This window comes from Hypnocyclicus thermotrophus, assembly GCF_004365575.1.
GTDB classification, from domain to species: domain Bacteria; phylum Fusobacteriota; class Fusobacteriia; order Fusobacteriales; family Fusobacteriaceae; genus Hypnocyclicus; species Hypnocyclicus thermotrophus.
Genome location: NZ_SOBG01000002.1, coordinates 1 through 16,712, shown reverse-complemented (window position 1 = coordinate 16,712; position 16,712 = coordinate 1). Strand labels below are relative to the sequence as shown.

Annotated in this window: 20 protein-coding genes; 3 read left to right on the top strand and 17 right to left on the bottom strand. The window is 23.4% G+C overall.

Features of this window, described 5'->3' with window-relative positions; genetic code table 11:
* Positions 1–103 precede the first annotated feature (103 nt).
* Both EV215_RS02135 and EV215_RS02130 read left to right on the top strand, forming a co-directional pair.
* Complete coding sequence (locus tag EV215_RS02135; protein ID WP_134112347.1) at positions 104–1,186, top strand: PfkB family carbohydrate kinase; 1,083 nt, start codon at positions 104–106, stop codon at positions 1,184–1,186.
* On the top strand, positions 1,187–2,101 hold the full coding sequence (locus EV215_RS02130; RefSeq protein WP_134112346.1) for a pseudouridine-5'-phosphate glycosidase: 915 nt from the start codon (positions 1,187–1,189) through the stop codon (positions 2,099–2,101). It begins immediately after the preceding gene.
* A 48-nt stretch (positions 2,102–2,149) separates the two neighbouring features.
* Here EV215_RS02130 and EV215_RS02125 read toward each other — a convergent pair whose 3' ends face one another.
* The 3 genes from EV215_RS02125 to rplM all read right to left on the bottom strand — a co-directional run bounded on the left by EV215_RS02125 (position 2,150) and on the right by rplM (position 4,011).
* Positions 2,150–3,064: a methyl-accepting chemotaxis protein gene (locus EV215_RS02125; protein WP_134112345.1), complete on the bottom strand. Its 915-nt coding sequence runs from the start codon at positions 3,062–3,064 to the stop codon at positions 2,150–2,152.
* Positions 3,065–3,164: 100 nt separating this feature from the next.
* Positions 3,165–3,560: a 30S ribosomal protein S9 gene (gene rpsI / locus EV215_RS02120; RefSeq protein WP_134112344.1), complete on the bottom strand. Its 396-nt coding sequence runs from the start codon at positions 3,558–3,560 to the stop codon at positions 3,165–3,167.
* Positions 3,561–3,576: 16 nt separating this feature from the next.
* Complete coding sequence (rplM, locus tag EV215_RS02115; protein ID WP_166667320.1) at positions 3,577–4,011, bottom strand: 50S ribosomal protein L13; 435 nt, start codon at positions 4,009–4,011, stop codon at positions 3,577–3,579.
* A 653-nt stretch (positions 4,012–4,664) separates the two neighbouring features.
* Here rplM and trxA point away from each other — a divergent pair.
* Positions 4,665–4,985, top strand: a complete 321-nt coding sequence (gene trxA, locus EV215_RS02110; RefSeq protein ID WP_134112343.1) for a thioredoxin — start codon at positions 4,665–4,667, stop codon at positions 4,983–4,985.
* A gap of 40 nt (positions 4,986–5,025) precedes the next feature.
* On the opposite strand, the gene EV215_RS02105 is transcribed toward trxA, so the two are convergent.
* The 14 genes from EV215_RS02105 to EV215_RS02040 all read right to left on the bottom strand — a co-directional run.
* The gene (locus EV215_RS02105) at positions 5,026–6,873 is read right to left on the bottom strand and encodes a DUF4032 domain-containing protein (RefSeq protein WP_134112342.1); all 1,848 of its coding nucleotides are present in this window, start codon (positions 6,871–6,873) and stop codon (positions 5,026–5,028) included.
* 11 nt (positions 6,874–6,884) lie between these two features.
* Positions 6,885–7,511, bottom strand: coding sequence for a metallophosphoesterase family protein (locus EV215_RS02100; RefSeq protein WP_134112341.1), 627 nt, complete (start codon positions 7,509–7,511; stop codon positions 6,885–6,887).
* Positions 7,501–8,397, bottom strand: coding sequence for a GTPase Era (gene era, locus EV215_RS02095; protein WP_134112340.1), 897 nt, complete (start codon positions 8,395–8,397; stop codon positions 7,501–7,503). The genes EV215_RS02100 and era overlap by 11 nt, the downstream gene beginning before the upstream one ends.
* 109 nt (positions 8,398–8,506) lie before the next feature.
* Positions 8,507–8,959: an S-ribosylhomocysteine lyase gene (locus EV215_RS02090; protein ID WP_134112339.1), complete on the bottom strand. Its 453-nt coding sequence runs from the start codon at positions 8,957–8,959 to the stop codon at positions 8,507–8,509.
* An 82-nt stretch (positions 8,960–9,041) separates the two neighbouring features.
* On the bottom strand, positions 9,042–9,545 hold the full coding sequence (locus tag EV215_RS02085) for a tetratricopeptide repeat protein (protein WP_134112338.1): 504 nt from the start codon (positions 9,543–9,545) through the stop codon (positions 9,042–9,044).
* Positions 9,526–10,392 (bottom strand): tyrosine-type recombinase/integrase, encoded by an 867-nt coding sequence (locus tag EV215_RS02080; RefSeq protein ID WP_134112337.1) that lies wholly within the window; start codon positions 10,390–10,392, stop codon positions 9,526–9,528. The genes EV215_RS02085 and EV215_RS02080 overlap by 20 nt, the downstream gene beginning before the upstream one ends.
* A 7-nt stretch (positions 10,393–10,399) precedes the next feature.
* Positions 10,400–10,858, bottom strand: coding sequence for a chemotaxis protein CheX (locus EV215_RS02075; protein ID WP_134112336.1), 459 nt, complete (start codon positions 10,856–10,858; stop codon positions 10,400–10,402).
* An 18-nt stretch (positions 10,859–10,876) separates the two neighbouring features.
* Positions 10,877–11,344: a chemotaxis protein CheX gene (locus tag EV215_RS02070; RefSeq protein ID WP_134112335.1), complete on the bottom strand. Its 468-nt coding sequence runs from the start codon at positions 11,342–11,344 to the stop codon at positions 10,877–10,879.
* A gap of 2 nt (positions 11,345–11,346) precedes the next feature.
* Complete coding sequence (recN, locus tag EV215_RS02065) at positions 11,347–13,008, bottom strand: DNA repair protein RecN (protein WP_134112334.1); 1,662 nt, start codon at positions 13,006–13,008, stop codon at positions 11,347–11,349.
* Entirely contained in the window at positions 12,992–13,801 is an 810-nt protein-coding gene (locus tag EV215_RS02060; protein ID WP_134112333.1) for an NAD(+)/NADH kinase, read from the bottom strand. The genes recN and EV215_RS02060 overlap by 17 nt, the downstream gene beginning before the upstream one ends.
* Before the next feature lie 8 nt (positions 13,802–13,809).
* Entirely contained in the window at positions 13,810–14,328 is a 519-nt protein-coding gene (locus EV215_RS02055; RefSeq protein ID WP_134112332.1) for a hypothetical protein, read from the bottom strand.
* Positions 14,329–14,344: 16 nt separating this feature from the next.
* Positions 14,345–15,454, bottom strand: coding sequence for a murein hydrolase activator EnvC family protein (locus EV215_RS02050; RefSeq protein ID WP_134112331.1), 1,110 nt, complete (start codon positions 15,452–15,454; stop codon positions 14,345–14,347).
* The gene (locus EV215_RS02045; RefSeq protein ID WP_134112330.1) at positions 15,444–16,322 is read right to left on the bottom strand and encodes a cell division protein FtsX; all 879 of its coding nucleotides are present in this window, start codon (positions 16,320–16,322) and stop codon (positions 15,444–15,446) included. The genes EV215_RS02050 and EV215_RS02045 overlap by 11 nt, the downstream gene beginning before the upstream one ends.
* Before the next feature lie 99 nt (positions 16,323–16,421).
* Positions 16,422–16,712: transketolase C-terminal domain-containing protein (locus EV215_RS02040; RefSeq protein WP_306767436.1), on the bottom strand; the 291-nt coding region annotated here is incomplete at its 5' end.

Genomic DNA, 16,712 nt, shown 5'->3' with positions numbered 1-16,712 from the left:
TAAAAATCAAATTTTTTAAAAAAAACTTGTATTTTTTATAATTTTAAGGTAATATTATAAGCAAGAGTTTATTATATAAATTAAAGTTTAGAAAGGAGGAGAGATGACAGATCGAGAAGAAGAAATACTTCAAAAAATTAGAGAAAATCCAATGATTTCTCAAAATGAATTAGCTGACATGCTTAATATAACTCGTTCTTCTATTGCTGTCCATATAAGCAATTTAATGAAAAAAGGTTATATAAAAGGAAAAGGCTATATTTTAAAAGAGAACCCTTATATTTGTGTTATTGGAGGAGCTAATATTGATATCCAAGGCTTTCCAAAAGAAAAATTAAATCCAAATGATTCAAATCCTGGAAATTTGAAAATTTCTCTTGGAGGTGTTGGTAGAAATATTGCTGAAAATTTAGTTAAACTTTCTCAAAATACAAAGCTTATTACTGTCCTTGGTGACGATATTTATGGGAAAAAAATTCTTGAACATTCTCTTAATATTTCTCTTGATATAAATGATTCATTAATTTTAAAAAATAAAAATACTTCTACTTATCTTTCTATACTTGATGAAACAGGAGATATGTACGTTGCAATTTCTGCAATGGATATTTTTGATGAACTACATATTGAATTTATGCATAAAAAAATGAAATATATTAACGGCGCTGATATAACTGTTATTGATACAAATCTTCCTAAAAAAACTATAGAATATATATTAAAAACAGGAAATTCAAAATTTTATTTAGATACTGTATCAGTATCTAAAGCAAAAAAAATAAAAGATTTAATTGGATATTTTCATACAATAAAACCAAATAAATTAGAAGCTGAAACTCTATCTGAAATATCTATTAATAATGAATCAGATTTAGATAGAAATGCAGAATATTTTTTTAATAAAGGTGTAAAAGAGGTCTTTATTACCTTAGGAAAAGATGGTGTCTACTATAACAATAAAAAAGAAAAAGGAATTTTTAAAATAAAAGAACAAAAAGTGGTGAATGCTACTGGTGCTGGTGATGCTTTTATGGCTGCTCTTATTTATTCTACTATAAATAATTTTTCAATTAAAGAAAAATTAAGTTTTTCTTTAGCCGCATCTATCCTTACAATGCAAAGTAGTGATACTATTAATCCAAATTTTAATTTTGACAATATAAGAAAAATAGAAAAGGAGTTATAAATGATAGAAAAATATTTAGAAATAAGTAAAGAAGTAAAAGAAGCTTTAGAAAATAATAAACCAGTTGTTGCTCTAGAATCTACAATAATATCACATGGAATGCCTTATCCTCAAAATGTTGAAACTGCTCTAAATGTAGAAAAAATAGTAAGAGAAAATGGAGCTATTCCTGCTACTATTGCTATTTTAAACGGTAAATTAAAAGTAGGTTTGTCAAAAGAAGAAATTGATTATTTAGGGAAAAAAGGACTAGATGTAGTTAAAACAAGTAGAAGAGACATACCTTTTATTTTAGCAAAAAAAATTGATGGCGCTACTACTGTAGCTGCTACTATGATTATAGCGAATCTTGCCAAAATAAAAGTATTTGCAACTGGAGGTATAGGAGGGGTACATAGAGGTGCTCAAGAAAGTTTTGACATATCAGCTGATTTAGAAGAATTAGCAAATACCAATGTTGCTGTAGTCTGTGCTGGAGCTAAATCAATATTGGATATTGGGCTTACTTTAGAATACCTTGAAACTCATGGAGTTCCTGTTGTTGGTTATCAAACTAATGAACTTCCTGCTTTTTATACTAGAAAAAGTGGATTTTTTGTAGATTATAGAGTTGATGACATAAAAGAACTTGCTGATGCATTAAAAGTAAAATATGAACTTAATTTAAAAGGTGGAATGGTAATAGCCAATCCTATTCCTGAAAAATATCAAATGGATTATGATATTATTAATAATGCTATTAATAATGCTTTAAAAGAATTAGATGAAAAAGGAATAAAAGGTAAAGAAAGCACTCCATTTCTTTTATCAAAGGTAAAAGAAATAACAAAAGGAAAAAGTTTAGATTCAAATATTCAGCTTGTATACAATAATGCAAAAATTGCCTCTCAACTTGCTAATGAACTTTGTAAATAATCTGTATAAATATAAAAAAGGTCCTTTATAATAAAGGACCTTTTTTATTTATTTTGTTTTTTCAAACAAAGTTTCTCTTTCATTTAATTTTTCTTGAACATTTTCTATCCCTGTAATAACTTCTTCTATCTCTGATTTTAAATTTTGTAATTCCTCACTTATAGTAGATGACGAATTCATATCTTTAGTAACATCAATGAATTTATTTAAACTATCTATTAACTTATTATTTATTAAATCTTTAAAACTGTTTTCTGATTTTAATGCTAAATCTCTTCCATTTTCAAGGTCTTTTTCACCTTCAACTGATTTATTTGCAATAAATTCTAAAGCTCCAGTTAATTTTGAAAGTTCATTTCCTATATCTGTAGCTGCATCTTGTGTCATTTGAGACAATTTTTTTACTTCTTGGGCTACAATTGAAAACCCTTTTCCTGCTTCTCCTGCTCTAGCTGCCTCTATTGCTGCATTTAATGCCAGTAAGTTTGTTTGACTAGAAATATCATTTATTTTTTCAATTAAACTTCTCATTTTTACATTATTTTTTTCTAATTTAACAACAGTGGAAGATACTTCTGAAATAGTAGAAGTAGTTTTTTCTATTTGTTTATTTAAATCTGTTATATTTTTTGATGTATCTGTTATTAATTTATTATTTTCTTCTATTTTTTCTTTTACTTCTAAAAGACTTTCTTCAAATTCAGTATTATCATTAGAAATTTCATTATTAATAATATTTTCTAAAACATTATTTAAATTCATAACATTATCAGTAACAAAATTTAATACTTCATTTAATTCTTTATCAATATTTTTTGATGTAGATATTGATTCTAAAAAACTATTTTTTAAGCTTTCCATTTTTTCAAGTTCTTTTTTTAATTCTTCAACTTGGTCATTTCTAACATCATTTTGAGCAATAGTATCTAATACTTCATTTTGTTCTTTTCTTTTAAAAAGCATAATACTCCCCCTTTATATAATAATCTACTATTATTATATCACATAAAAATATAAAAAGTAAAGAATATTAAAAAAACAGGCATAATATGCCTGTTTAAAATTATCTTTTTGAGAATTGTGGAGATCTTCTTGCTTTTTTCTTTCCGTATTTTTTTCTCTCTACCATTCTTGAATCTCTTGTTAAGAATCCCGCATCTCTTAAAGGTTTTCTTAAATTTTCATCAGCTTCTACTAAAGCTCTTGATATTCCGTGTCTAATAGCGCCAGCTTGTCCAGAAGGCCCTCCACCATTTACATTTACTTTTACTTCATATTTTTCTAAAGTTTCAGTTAATACTAAAGGTTGTTCAACTATTTTAGCTAAAATTTCTCTTCCACCAAAATATTCTTTCATTGTTTTTCCATTTATAGTTATACCTGTTGCTCCAGGAATTAATCTAACTCTCGCTGTAGAAGTTTTTCTTCTTCCAGTTCCCCAAATTTGATTTACAGCCACTTGCTCTTACCTCCTCTTATAATTCTACCGTTTCAGGTTTTTGTGCTATATGTCCATGTTCATTACCAGCGTATACTTTTACTCTTTTTAACATTTCTCTTCCAAGTTTGTTTTTAGGTAACATGTTTTTTACAGCCAATAAGATAGCATCTTCTGGTTTTTTAGCTAATAATTCTTCTAAAGTTCTTACTTTCATTCCACCAGGAAATCCACTATGTCTATAATATTTTTTATCAGCCATTTTATTTCCAGTAACAGCAATTTTTTCAGCATTTGTTATTACTACATAATCTCCATTATCAACATGTGGAGTATAGCTTACTTTCTTTTTACCCATAACCATAGTTGCAACTTCTGCAGCTAATCTTCCTAGTATTTGCCCGTCAGCATCAATATGATACCATTTTCTACTAACTTCTTCTTTTTTTAACATTTTTGTATATTTATTCACTGATTTTCCTCCTTGTTATAATCTCTATAAGTTATAACGGTAGACCTTTTGTGGGAAAGGTTTTTCTCAATTATTATACAGAAATTAATATTATTTGTCAAGTTTTTTTTATTTACAAATAATAATCTTTACATTAAAAAAAGAGTTTCTAATTATTAAGAGGCTCTTTTTTTATAATTATACAATTTATTTTTTCTATTATTAGATAATTATATATTATCTTTAATTTCACTATTTTTGTAAATTTTACTACCATTAAAGTACCTTCAAAAAAACTAACTAAAAATTTCTAGAAATTATATTATATTTTAAGTACTATCGTATCTTTACTATTAAAATAATAAAAATGATCTTTTTAAAATATTAGAATATTTAATTCATCTAATATTTTTTTATTTCTACATCTTTATAGTCAGATCTATAAAAAAAGTTCTGCAACTTTTAATATTATTCTTAATTTCCTTTCATAAATTTACTTTTTTCTATTTATTAAATTTAATTTTCAGACACATATACATATCCAAATTTCACACTATTATCTGTAATATTTTATTCTTTATTTTTTTAATAAAAAATTTATTTTATATTTGACATTTTTAAATTTATATGTTAAAATACATTAGAATTTTCTAATATAATAATGGAGGGATAATATGAGTAAAGTATTACACTTAAATGAAAACAATTTTAAAGCAGAAGTATTGGAAGCTAATGGAGTAGTATTAGTTGACTTTTGGGCTGCTTGGTGTGGTCCTTGTAAAATGTTAGGACCTATTATAGAGCAATTATCAGAAGAAATGCCTAATGTTAAATTCGCTAAAGTAAATGTAGATGAAGTTGAGTCTTTAGCAGCTAGATATGGTATAAGAAGTATTCCTACAATGTACATTTTTAAAAATGGTGAAATCGTAGACAAATTAATTGGTTTATTACCAAAAGAAGCTCTAAAAAATAAATTAGCTCAATACTTATAATTAAAAAAAGATTATGAACTTAATAGTTCATAATCTTTTTTTAATTATACATAACACTAAATGCTAAATCTATTATATCTACATAATTTTTATCTTCTCCTAAATATTTTGAAGACTCCATTATATCTACATAAAAATCAACAAAACTATAATTTTCATTTTGTTTTAATTCTATTAAACCTCTTTTAGTTTTATAAAAAACATTTATTTCTTTCTGATTAAACAATTTTTCTAAATCATTTTTAACTTTATTTTTAGTTTCTTCTGTACCAAACTCTTCAATAGATATTTTTATTAATTCTTGTAGCTTAAATAACGTATCAAATCTTCCAAATTCACCATATTTCTTCATTAACTCTATGTGAAATTCTTGCCATTCTTTGTCTAATTTATTTATACTTCTCAATAAAATTTCTGCTCTTTTTTTATTATTAATATATTTAGTCCCAAACCAATCATTAATTTTAAAATATACAGCTCCTTCAGAATTAAAATATGCTTCTGCTGCTTTGTAAATAGTTATCTTTTGATTATAATCAAATAAATAAGTATATTTTTCATAAATACCATCATATATATTTATATAATTTTTATTTAAGTCATTTTTATCAACATTTGATATTTGAATAGATTCAACTATAGGTATAAATATATCTAAAATATAATTTGCTACAATATCTACTTTTTTCTTTTTGTATTTTTTCTTTGCTATATCTTTAAAACTTCTAAAGTGATGAAATATTATTTCTTTTTCATTTTCAATATATTTTAAATAATCTGAATATCTTTTTGGCAATTGGCTTATTCTCTTATTTAATTCATCAAATTTATTTATAAATTGCTTTTTATACCATTTTTCTACTCCAGCTCTAAAATCTTTAATATCTTTTCTTTCTATATATTCATCTATTTCATATAAAATTATAAAATTATATAAAAAATCTATTTCTGTGATTTCTTTTAATATACTTAGTTTATTTAATGTTTCTTTATCTAAGCTTTTTTTCATATCTAAATCTTCTAAATACTTAAATTCTTTTAAATAACTATATACATTTATCCTTGATTTTAGACTTTTATCTGCATTTGTTTTTATATGATTTATAAAACTAATCAAGGCATAGGTATATCCTACATCTTCCATATATTTTTCACTTTCATAATATTTATGATCTAGGAAATATATAAATATATCAGATATAGTTCTTTCTATAAAATAGTCAAGCATATTATTTCCATTTAATATAGTTATTGCTGGCTTATATAATTCTGTATACCATATTTTTGCTGCTGTTTTATAATCAATTTTATTATCATATTTTTCTTTTTGATAATCACTAAAATCTTTTATTTCCTTATGTATTCTTCTATATTGATGAATCTCACTAAATTCTATCCCCTCTAATTCTGTTTCTTTTTCAAATAAAAATTTTTCTCTATATATAATATCTTCTTTTTTATGTGTCGAGGGTAAAAATTCTGTTACTTCAGCCTCTATGCTTTTAAAATTTAAAAAATTTGCAACAGATATTCTATGATTTCCATCATATACATAATATTCATCTTTTATTTTATATAATTGAACTAATGGCAATCTATTATTTGTCTGATAAGCAATATATATATTGCACCATCTTGTTTCTATTATTTTATTTTTGGGTACAAAATTTTTATCAAAATCCATATATTTTTGTACACTACCAACAATTTTAGATAATTCTACATTTTTTACTCCTAAATATACACTATTATATGCAGCTAATTCTTTTTGCCTATCAACAAACTTTTTTAAATTTCCTCTTTTTTCAAAAATCTTTAATGGATTTTTTGCTTCTTTTAAAAATTTTTTGTACGCTTCTTTTGCTTCTGTTTTTATATAACCATTCATCCTTGCTCACCTCAAGTATCTTTTTGAAATTCTATCAATTTATATCCATAAGCGTTTATTATACGCGTACCATTATATTCTGTTTCTTGTATTTCATAATGATTGCTTAAATGTATATGTCCATGTATCCATAATTTTGGATGAAACCAATTTATAACTTTATAAAACACTCTAAATCCTTTATGTACATGCTCTTCTTTATCATGAATATATCTTATTGGAGCATGTGTAACAACTATGTCAGGTTTATGTAAAATTAGTCGAGGTATATTTTTTAAAATTTTTATAAACATCTCTCTTTCTGTATATTGATGTTTTTTAAAGGAATATACTCTAGAACCATCTAATCCAAATATATATATATCTTTATATTTAATAATTTTTCCATCTATATTTTTACAAAATGAAATATTATGCTTCTCATTATATACATGATTTCCATTCACATAAATAATATCTTTATTTAATATAGAAGCTAAATAATCTAAATAATCATTACTAACATCTCCAGCTGAAATAATAAAATCTATATCTTTAAATTTTTCTAATATTAAATTTATGGAATATTTTTTTAATATATGTATATCACTTATAGCTAAAATCTTATATTTCACTTTATTACCTTCTTTATTCTTCATTAATAAAATATCCAAGTTCTTTTAAAAATGGTTTTTTCTTTCTCCATTTCTCTTTGACTTTAACCCATAAATTAAGATATATTTCTTTACCTAATAGTTCTTCAATATCTTTTCTTGCTTCAGTTCCTATTTCTTTTAATAGTTTACCATTTTTTCCTATAATAATACCTTTTTGTGAATTTCTCTCTACATAAATATTTATCTCGTATTTATCTTTTCCTTTATTTCTTCTTGTTACATTAATTATCTCTATCGCAACACTATGTGGTATTTCATCTTTTGTTTTTATTAATATTTTTTCTCTTACTATTTCAGAAATAATTTTATATATTGGCATATCTGTATACATATCTTCTGGATAATACATTACTCCTTCAACTAAATAATTTTCTAATACTTTTAATACTTTTTCTGTTCCTATACCATACTCAGCACTTAGTGTAATTATTCTATCAAACTCTCCCAATTTTTCTTTTATTTCTTTCTTTTTATTCTCAATTTCATCATCACTTAATAAGTCTATTTTATTTATAACTGCTATACGAGGAGTTCCCTTTGCTTCTAATATTTTCTCCATTACAAACATATCACCTGTGCTAATTTCTTGTGTCCCATCTAATATAAATAATATAACTTCTACCTCTTTTAAGGTTCGTATAGCAACATCTGTCATATGTTCTCCTAAAAGATGCTTTGGTTTATGTATTCCAGGTGTATCTACAAATATATATTGACTATCTCCTTTTGTAAATATTCCTTTTATTTGATCTCTTGTAGTTCCAGCCTTATTAGAAACTATAGCTACTTTTTCTTTTACCAATTTATTTGTAAGTGTCGATTTCCCTACATTTGGTCTTCCTACCATTGCAATAAATCCTGATTTCATTTCTCTCTCCTTAATTTTATATATATGTGTATATTTTATCATATATTTTTAATTTATCAATGAAAATAAAAAAGAACCTCCTAATTTATAAGAAGTTCTTTTTTTATTTTTAAAACAACTCTAAATTATTAACTACTTTTTTTACTATTTCTTTTGCTCTTTTTAAATCCATATCTTTATAATTTCCACATTGTATTTCATTTGCAGCTGGTATTTCATCATATTTTAATAAATTATTTAAATAAAATTTTATTTTTTCTAATAATTCTTTTTGATCAAATTCAGTAAACATTATAATATAAAACCCTGTTCTACATCCCATAGGTGAAAAATCTATAATTTCTTTTATTCCATATTCTGAATTATTAAATTCCTCTGCCATAATATGTTCTATTGCATGAATAGCTCCTGTTTCCATTGCTTCTTTATTTGGCTGACAAAATCTTAAATCAAATTTTCTTACTTTAACACCGTTATATTCTAGATCTTTAGCAATTCTAAGATATGGTGCTTTTACTTTTGTATGATCTAATTTAAAACTTTCAACATTAGTTTTATCCATTAAAATTCTCCTTTCAAAGATAAAATAATAATATAAATATTTCATTTTATATTTTATTACTTATAAATAAAGGTAATGAATTTTAATTCATTACCTTTTCTAAGGTTATAATATTTTTTTTAATACTTTCTTTTAATTCATTATTTTTTATATTATATTTTTCTAATTCTAAAAATGTCTTATAAGCATTTTTATAATCTTTTAAATGAATATAAATGATTCCTAAATTAAACTTAGCATTAATATTAGTTTTATTTATAGTTAATGCTTCTTGAAGATATTTTGCCGCTTCTAAATATTTTTTTTCTTCTAAATATATTGTTCCTAATATTTCTAAATATTCATCTTTACCTATTAATAATTTTATATCTTCATATTTAATTTTTTCAAAATATTCTAAAGATTTTTTATTTTTTTTTTGAATTATCCATATTAATGCTTTTAAAAAATAAATATAATTTTTATTTTTTTTTGTTTTTTCATATTCATTTAATTTTTCATAAGCTAATATTAATTCTTTATTTAGAAATAACTTTTTTATTTCTAAATATTCTTCTCCTAGGGCATTAAATATTTTCTGATACATCCCAATCTCCTATTGCTATTTCATTATAAATATCTTTTATACTTTTTTTATTTCGAATACTATATATACCAGCTCTTGAAATGTTTATATAATTTAGCTTTTCTTTTATATTTTTTATATCTTCACCTTTTTCCAATAAATCAAGTGCTAATGTATTTCTAAACATATTAGGATATATATTTCGATTTATTCCTGCTTTTTTTACATATTTTTTTAATCTTGCTGCAAAATTTTGTCTAGTTAATCCTAAAAAAATATAATCATTATCTTCTATATTATTTTTTTCAATGAATTCATCTAATAATTCCAAAGTATCATTTTGCAACTCTATCATTTTAGGATATTTTTTATGTGAATATTTTAAATATTTTTTATCTACTATATCACTTTTCTTTATAGATAATATTTCTGAAATTAATAATCCAGTATTTATTAATAAATAAATTACTAACTTATCCCGTGCCCCTTTTTTATCGTTATCACAATTCTCTATAATTCTTTTAATATCTAATTTTGATAAACTTTCAGGAATATAATTTATTTGTCTTAAATTTTTTATGTTTTCTGTTATTAATTTTTTTATTTTTTTATTTTTATAAAGATATTTAAAAAATTTTTTATAAGTTGTAACTTTTCTATTTACAGTATTTTGAGTATATTTTTCTCTTAATATTTCAATGTGTTCTAAAATATCTTCTTCTGTTATATCATCATAATTTTTATTTAACATTGAAAAAAAAACTTCTAAATCTATTTTATAGGATTCTAAAGTGTTTTTTGCAAAGTATTTTTCAGTTTGTAAATAATTTAAAAAGTTTTTTAATTCTTTTATATTAATTTCATTCATTATATTTTTACTCCACTGCTATATTTACTTCAATTACACCAGCTGTAGTTTCAATAGGTACTACTACTGTTTGTTTTACATTTGAAGTTATTCTCACATTATTACCTGTTATTAATGTAGGTGGTGAAATATCTACTTCTAATCCTTTTGCTGCTATTCCAGTACTTGCATTCCCACTTATCATATTTGCAAGCTCTGATACTGCTGATTTTGCCATTTCATCAAAAGCCTCTACTGGCATTCCCATCATCATTGCGGAAGCAATTCCTCTTGCTGTATCTTCTGTAAAACTATATACTATTTGTCCTTTTATATTCCCTATTACTCCAACAATAACAGATACTCCATAACTCGGTACCGGCTCATTTTTTACAGATAACTTTCCTATTTTAGGTGAAAATGCTCCCAACATATTCAACACATCAAATGTTGCTTGTGTAAACGGATTAATATATTCAACATTCATATAATTGTTCCTCCTTGCTTAATTATTATGTTTTAATGCAACATAAAGAGAAATAACTCCTATATTATCATCAAATGTTAATAAATATTTATGTATCTCTTCTAATTTAGTAGATAAATTAATATCTTGTCCCATTACAATAGAAGGAGGTGTAATTTTTATACCTTCATATCCGTGTTCTGATAAATAAGTTACTGCATTACCAGTTAATATATTAGAAAATTCAGATATTAAGCTAATAGAAAGATGATCATTTGTAAAATCTTCTAATTCCCCCATATTTTGTGCAATTTTCTTTAAAATATCTTTTTCAAATCCAAAAATTAATTGTCCTTCAATCTTACCCACCATTCCTACTATAATAGTAAAATCTTCTAAATCTAATGGTGACTTAATAACTCCAACCTCATTTATTATAGGCTCATGTGCAATTAATTTTTTTGTTGTTTGCTTTAATGATTCATGTAGCTTTTCCCTGTATGCCATTACTATCCCTCCTTTAAAAGCTCGCTTGCATGATTAATTACTGCATCAGTAATATTATCACCCGCTAACATTCTTGCTATTTCATTTAGCCTTTCTTTCCCTTTTAACTCTTTTACTATTGTTATTGTTTTCTTATCTATTATTTTTTTTTCTATATAAAATTGTTGTTTTGCTTTCGCCGCTATATTTGGAGAATGTGTTATACATATTACCTGTACATTTTCTCCTATATTTTTAAGTTTTTCTGCCACTTTTCTAACAGTTTCTCCACCAACACCAGTATCTATTTCATCAAAAATAAGTATAGGTATACTATCAACTTTTGAAAATATAGATTTTAATGATAACATAATTCTAGAAATTTCTCCTCCAGAAACTATTTTATTCAACGGTTTATAATCTTGCCCTATATTTGTAGTTATCATAAATTCTATACTATCAATTCCGTCTTTTGATATATCATTATTTTCATCGAAAAAAACCTTAAATTTTGCCATTTCCATTTTTAAATCTTTAAATTCATTTATAAGCATTTCTTCTATATTTTGAGCTATTTTTTTCCTAATTCCAGATAAATCTTTTGCATATTTTAAATATTTCTTTTTTATCTCTTGAATACTATTTTCCAAATTTGTTAATTCAAAACTATTATAATCTATTTTACTTAATTTCTCTTCTATTTCCTCTTTATAATTTAAAATTTCTTCTAATTCCATATTATATTTTTTCTTTAAATTATTAATCTTATCTAATCTATCGACAATTTCATTTAATCTAAAGTCATTATTTTCAATATTATCATTTTGATCTCCAATATAGTATACCACATCTTCTAGTTCATAGTAAACTTTATTTAAGTTTTCTAATATATCTTCGTATTCTTTTCCATACTTAGATATGTATTCTAAATTTCTTTTCGCCATTCCTATTATTGACAATGCATTTATCTCGTCTTCTCGGAGAAGCATTAAAGATTTTTCTAAATTTTCTTTTATTTTCCCTGAATTAAATAATTTTTTATATTCTTCTTCTAATTCTTCATCTTCTCCTAATTTTAAATTTAAAGAATCAATTTCATTTATTTGATATTCATATAGATCTTTTTTTTCTCTAAGATCTTTTTCTTCATCTTTTAATAATTTTAATTCTTTATTTAAACTATTATATTTATTGACTGTTTCTTCTAATCTTTCTTTTATTTTTTTTTCTTCTTCAGTTAAAAATCTATCTAATAGCTTTAAATGATATTCTTTTTCTAAAAGTGCTTGATGAGTATGTTGTCCTACTAAATCAACTAAAGTTCCCATAATATTTTTTAATAAATTTAAAGGAACTCTTCTACCATTTACAAAAGCTTTTCCTTTTCCCGCTCTTTCTATTATTCTTTGGACAATAATTTCATTATCGTCTACTTCAATATCTAATTCTTTTAAATATTCTATTTGTCTATTATTTATCTCAAAAATACCCTCTGCTAAGAGTTTATCTGCTCCGTCTCTTATCATTTCTTGAGTTGATCTTTCACCTATTAAAAGATTTATTCCATCTAATATAATAGATTTTCCTGCTCCTGTTTCTCCAGTTAATACAACTAAACTTGATTCAAATTCTAAATATAATTTTTCAATAATTGCTAAATTCTCTATTCTAAGTTCTTTTAGCATGCGTATCTCCCCATTTTAATTTTTCTCTAAGTACTGAATAATAATCTCTATTTTTAGATTCTATAAGCTCAATATATTCACTTGACATAGTAATCTCTATTTTATCTCCACAATTTAACCTAATGCTTTCTCTTCCGTCAACTAGCAAATAAGTTTTTGTATTATTTTCTATTTTAAATTCAATTTTTTTGTTACTATTTACTATTAATGGGCGTGCCGTTAATGTATGTGGTGCAATAGGATTTATAATCATTACATCGAGCTCTGGAGATATAATCGGACCACCAACAGATAAAGAATAAGCTGTTGAACCTGTTGGAGTTGATACTATTACTCCATCAGCTCTATATGTTGTTAAATACTGTTTATTTATTTCTGCTTTTATATTTATCATTTTACTATTTATACCATCTTTTGCAATAACAGCTTCATTTAGTCCTAAAATTTCTTTGTTTTTATATAATATTTTTATAAACTTTCTTTTAGAAACTTTAAATTTATTTCTTAAAACTTCATCATACATTTGAAAAGCTTCTCCACTTTTAATCTCCGTTAAAAATCCAAGATTTCCTTTATTAATACCTAAAATTGGTTTTTTATATTTATAAATTTTATGGCTAGCATGTAATAATGTTCCATCGCCACCAATTATAATAAAAAATTCTGCTTTATGAATATTTTTTTCATCTAAAATTTTTACACCTTTTTTTTTTAAATATTTACAACTTTCTTTATAAAAATTTATAGCTTCTATTTTATCTGTATTATATATAATATAAACATTTTTAAACATAAATTCTCCTATCTATTTAAAAAGAAATTAAGTGTATAGAAACTACATAATGTAGATAAAATCATAATTATTACTATTAATATTTGGAAAACTTTTTTATTATATCTTTCTTTTCTGTTTACATATATTATTTTATCTAATTTTGTGTTATTAACATTATACACTATTACACCGAAAAAATATCCAGTATAATAAATCTCTGCTATTTTTTTTCTTAATTCAGTATTTTTTTCTATTTCTTTATCTTTATTTATAATAACTGCGTATTTTTTACCATTTTTAGTTACTGTTAATTCGGGTTTTAATTGTATTTCAGCATATTTTCCATTCAATAGCATATAGTACGAATATACTTTATTTTGAATAATTTTATACCCTTTCATTTGAATATACTTATATATTTTTTCTGTATTTAAATCTTTTTCTAATCCTTTTCTAAAATCTTTAATTTTTTTATGATTTTTTATTAAGTATACTAATAATCCTGAAGCTATTATTAATATAAATACCGATAAAAAATATAGCATTTCCCCTCCTAGCTATCTATTTTTTCAAAAATATTATTGGATCAGTGCTTACTGCTGAAACTCTCGTTTCAAAATATAATACTGGTTCTCTATCACTTGAAAACCCTAAAAGTCCAATATTTTCTCCTTTTGAGACAATTTCACCTTCTTTTACATTTAATTTTATCAAATTACCATATACAGAAACAAAATTATATCCATGATCTATCATTACAAGATTTCCTAATCCAGAAAATTTTTGTGCAAATATAACTTTCCCTTTATTTATAGCTTTTACATCTGCACCCAAATAAGATTTTATTTCTATTCCTTGCATTGTTATATCATTTATTTTTTCTTCACCAAAATATTTTATTATTTTACCTTTAACAGGAACTAACATTTCACCTAATTGTTTTAATATTATTTGTACTGTTGCAATACCTGCTTGTTTTGCTCTTTCTTGAATTATCTTTTCTATCTGTTTTTCAGCTTCTAATTTTTCTTTACGTAAAACTTGTATTCTATTTGATAAATAATATTCTTGCCTTTTTAATTGCTTAACTAAAGTTGCATGTTCTTTTTGTTTATTTTTCATTTCTTTTTGTTTTATATAAAGCTTTTTTGTTAAACTTCCTATTTCATTTTTTTCTAATAAAATTTTCTCTTGTACTTCTTCTACTTTTGTTTTAAAATAATTAATTTTAGATATTTTTTCTTTAAAATTATTTAATAATGAAATATATTCATCTTTTTTAAATTCATTTTCAATATTATTTAATAATTCTTTTTGTAGATAAAACTTTGTTTCAATTTTTTTTATAACATTCTGATATTGTAGAGTTATATCTAACAATTCTTCGTCAATTATTTTTAAATTTTTTTCTGCATATTCAACATTTTTATTTAATGTGTTATACTTTTTTAACATTTCACTATAATCACTTGTTATTTTACTCAACTCATTTTCAATTCTATCTAATTTTTTTAAAATTTCTTTTTCTTTCTTTTTAGCTTCTACAATACTTGTTTTATTTTTTTCAATAGTTTTATCTATATTGTTTACCTTTGCTCTTATAGTATCTAAATCTTCACCATATGAAATAGAAAATAAAAATATTATTATTATTAATATTTTATTCTTCATACTTTTTCACTCTTCCTATAATAGTAGCTAATATTAATAAAATAACAACTATAACAAAAGATAAAAAGATATAACCTTGAATTTCGTTAAACGAAGCTAATACAATAAAAGGATCTATTCCATTAATAGTCAAAATAATTTCATCATAAAATGGAATAAATACTATATATGCTATTATCCAACTTATTATTAATCCTATTAGTTTTTTAAAAAAATAGGGTATCAATATTAAAATATTATGTGACACTTCATGTGTTTCATGTTTTAGTAATATTTCTTTTTCTAAATATGAAAAATTAAGATTAAATATAAAATAAAACAGTATAATTAAAGGGATTATAAGAATAATAGCTCCTAATTTTAATATTTTTAATATATTATTTTTTAATTTTAAAAGTTTATCTAAAAATTCTCTTTTTATTATTACTTCTTCAATTTCACTATATTTAGTTAATTCATATTCGACTCTTCCTAGTTCTTCTAAATTGTTAACATTTTTTAAATATAATATCATAGAATTATTCAAAGGATTTGTTGTCCCTAATTTCATTCCCAATTCATCTTCTAAATTTTTAAAAGCCATATCTTGAGGGAGAAATTTTACGTAATCTATATTTTTATTTTCTAAAATTTTTTTCTCAAAATCTTTTATATTTTTCAAATCTAAATTTTTAGAAAAATTAATTTTTATTTGTATATTATCCGAAATATATCCCTCAATTTTATATAAATTTAGAAAAAATCCTAAAAAAAAGTTAATCAACAAAAATATTATTGCTAAAATAAAAATATTATTTCTTAATATTTTATCTTTTTTGGTAGTCAACTCTAAAGTTTGATTATAAATGTATAACAATTCTTTTCTCATATTGTTACTCCTTTTTTTTATTTTAATATACTCATAGAAAATTTATGAATATATTAAAATATCCAAAGTAAGACACGGAGCATCTTACTTTGGCTTTTTTTATAAATTTTCTTTAACTTTTTTAATTATTCCTTCTTTTGTTAATCCATATTTTTCTAATAGTTCGGCTCCCTTTCCACTTTGACCAAATCTATCTTCTACTCCTATTCTCACTACTTTACTTGGATTTGCTTCACTTAAATATTCTGCTACTGCTCCTCCTAATCCTCCTATTATACTATGTTCTTCTGCTGTAAATATTACTTTTGTTTCTTTTGATGCTTTTAATACTGCTTCTTTATCTAATGGTTTTATTGTACCCATATTTATTACTCTTACACTTATTCCTTC

What these genes read in the sequence shown, in the direction of transcription:
- EV215_RS02135 (WP_134112347.1), top strand. Translation starts at nt 104, where the DNA reads ATGACAGATCGAGAAGAAGAAATACTTCAAAAAATTAGAGAAAATCCA.
- EV215_RS02130 (WP_134112346.1), top strand. Translation starts at nt 1,187, where the DNA reads ATGATAGAAAAATATTTAGAAATAAGTAAAGAAGTAAAAGAAGCTTTA.
- EV215_RS02125 (WP_134112345.1), bottom strand. Translation starts at nt 3,064, where the DNA reads ATGCTTTTTAAAAGAAAAGAACAAAATGAAGTATTAGATACTATTGCT.
- trxA (WP_134112343.1), top strand. Translation starts at nt 4,665, where the DNA reads ATGAGTAAAGTATTACACTTAAATGAAAACAATTTTAAAGCAGAAGTA.
- EV215_RS02105 (WP_134112342.1), bottom strand. Translation starts at nt 6,873, where the DNA reads ATGAATGGTTATATAAAAACAGAAGCAAAAGAAGCGTACAAAAAATTT.
- EV215_RS02100 (WP_134112341.1), bottom strand. Translation starts at nt 7,511, where the DNA reads ATGAAGAATAAAGAAGGTAATAAAGTGAAATATAAGATTTTAGCTATA.
- era (WP_134112340.1), bottom strand. Translation starts at nt 8,397, where the DNA reads ATGAAATCAGGATTTATTGCAATGGTAGGAAGACCAAATGTAGGGAAA.
- EV215_RS02090 (WP_134112339.1), bottom strand. Translation starts at nt 8,959, where the DNA reads ATGGATAAAACTAATGTTGAAAGTTTTAAATTAGATCATACAAAAGTA.
- EV215_RS02085 (WP_134112338.1), bottom strand. Translation starts at nt 9,545, where the DNA reads ATGTATCAGAAAATATTTAATGCCCTAGGAGAAGAATATTTAGAAATA.
- EV215_RS02080 (WP_134112337.1), bottom strand. Translation starts at nt 10,392, where the DNA reads ATGAATGAAATTAATATAAAAGAATTAAAAAACTTTTTAAATTATTTA.
- EV215_RS02075 (WP_134112336.1), bottom strand. Translation starts at nt 10,858, where the DNA reads ATGAATGTTGAATATATTAATCCGTTTACACAAGCAACATTTGATGTG.
- EV215_RS02070 (WP_134112335.1), bottom strand. Translation starts at nt 11,344, where the DNA reads ATGGCATACAGGGAAAAGCTACATGAATCATTAAAGCAAACAACAAAA.
- recN (WP_134112334.1), bottom strand. Translation starts at nt 13,008, where the DNA reads ATGCTAAAAGAACTTAGAATAGAGAATTTAGCAATTATTGAAAAATTA.
- EV215_RS02060 (WP_134112333.1), bottom strand. Translation starts at nt 13,801, where the DNA reads ATGTTTAAAAATGTTTATATTATATATAATACAGATAAAATAGAAGCT.
- EV215_RS02055 (WP_134112332.1), bottom strand. Translation starts at nt 14,328, where the DNA reads ATGCTATATTTTTTATCGGTATTTATATTAATAATAGCTTCAGGATTA.
- EV215_RS02050 (WP_134112331.1), bottom strand. Translation starts at nt 15,454, where the DNA reads ATGAAGAATAAAATATTAATAATAATAATATTTTTATTTTCTATTTCA.
- EV215_RS02045 (WP_134112330.1), bottom strand. Translation starts at nt 16,322, where the DNA reads ATGAGAAAAGAATTGTTATACATTTATAATCAAACTTTAGAGTTGACT.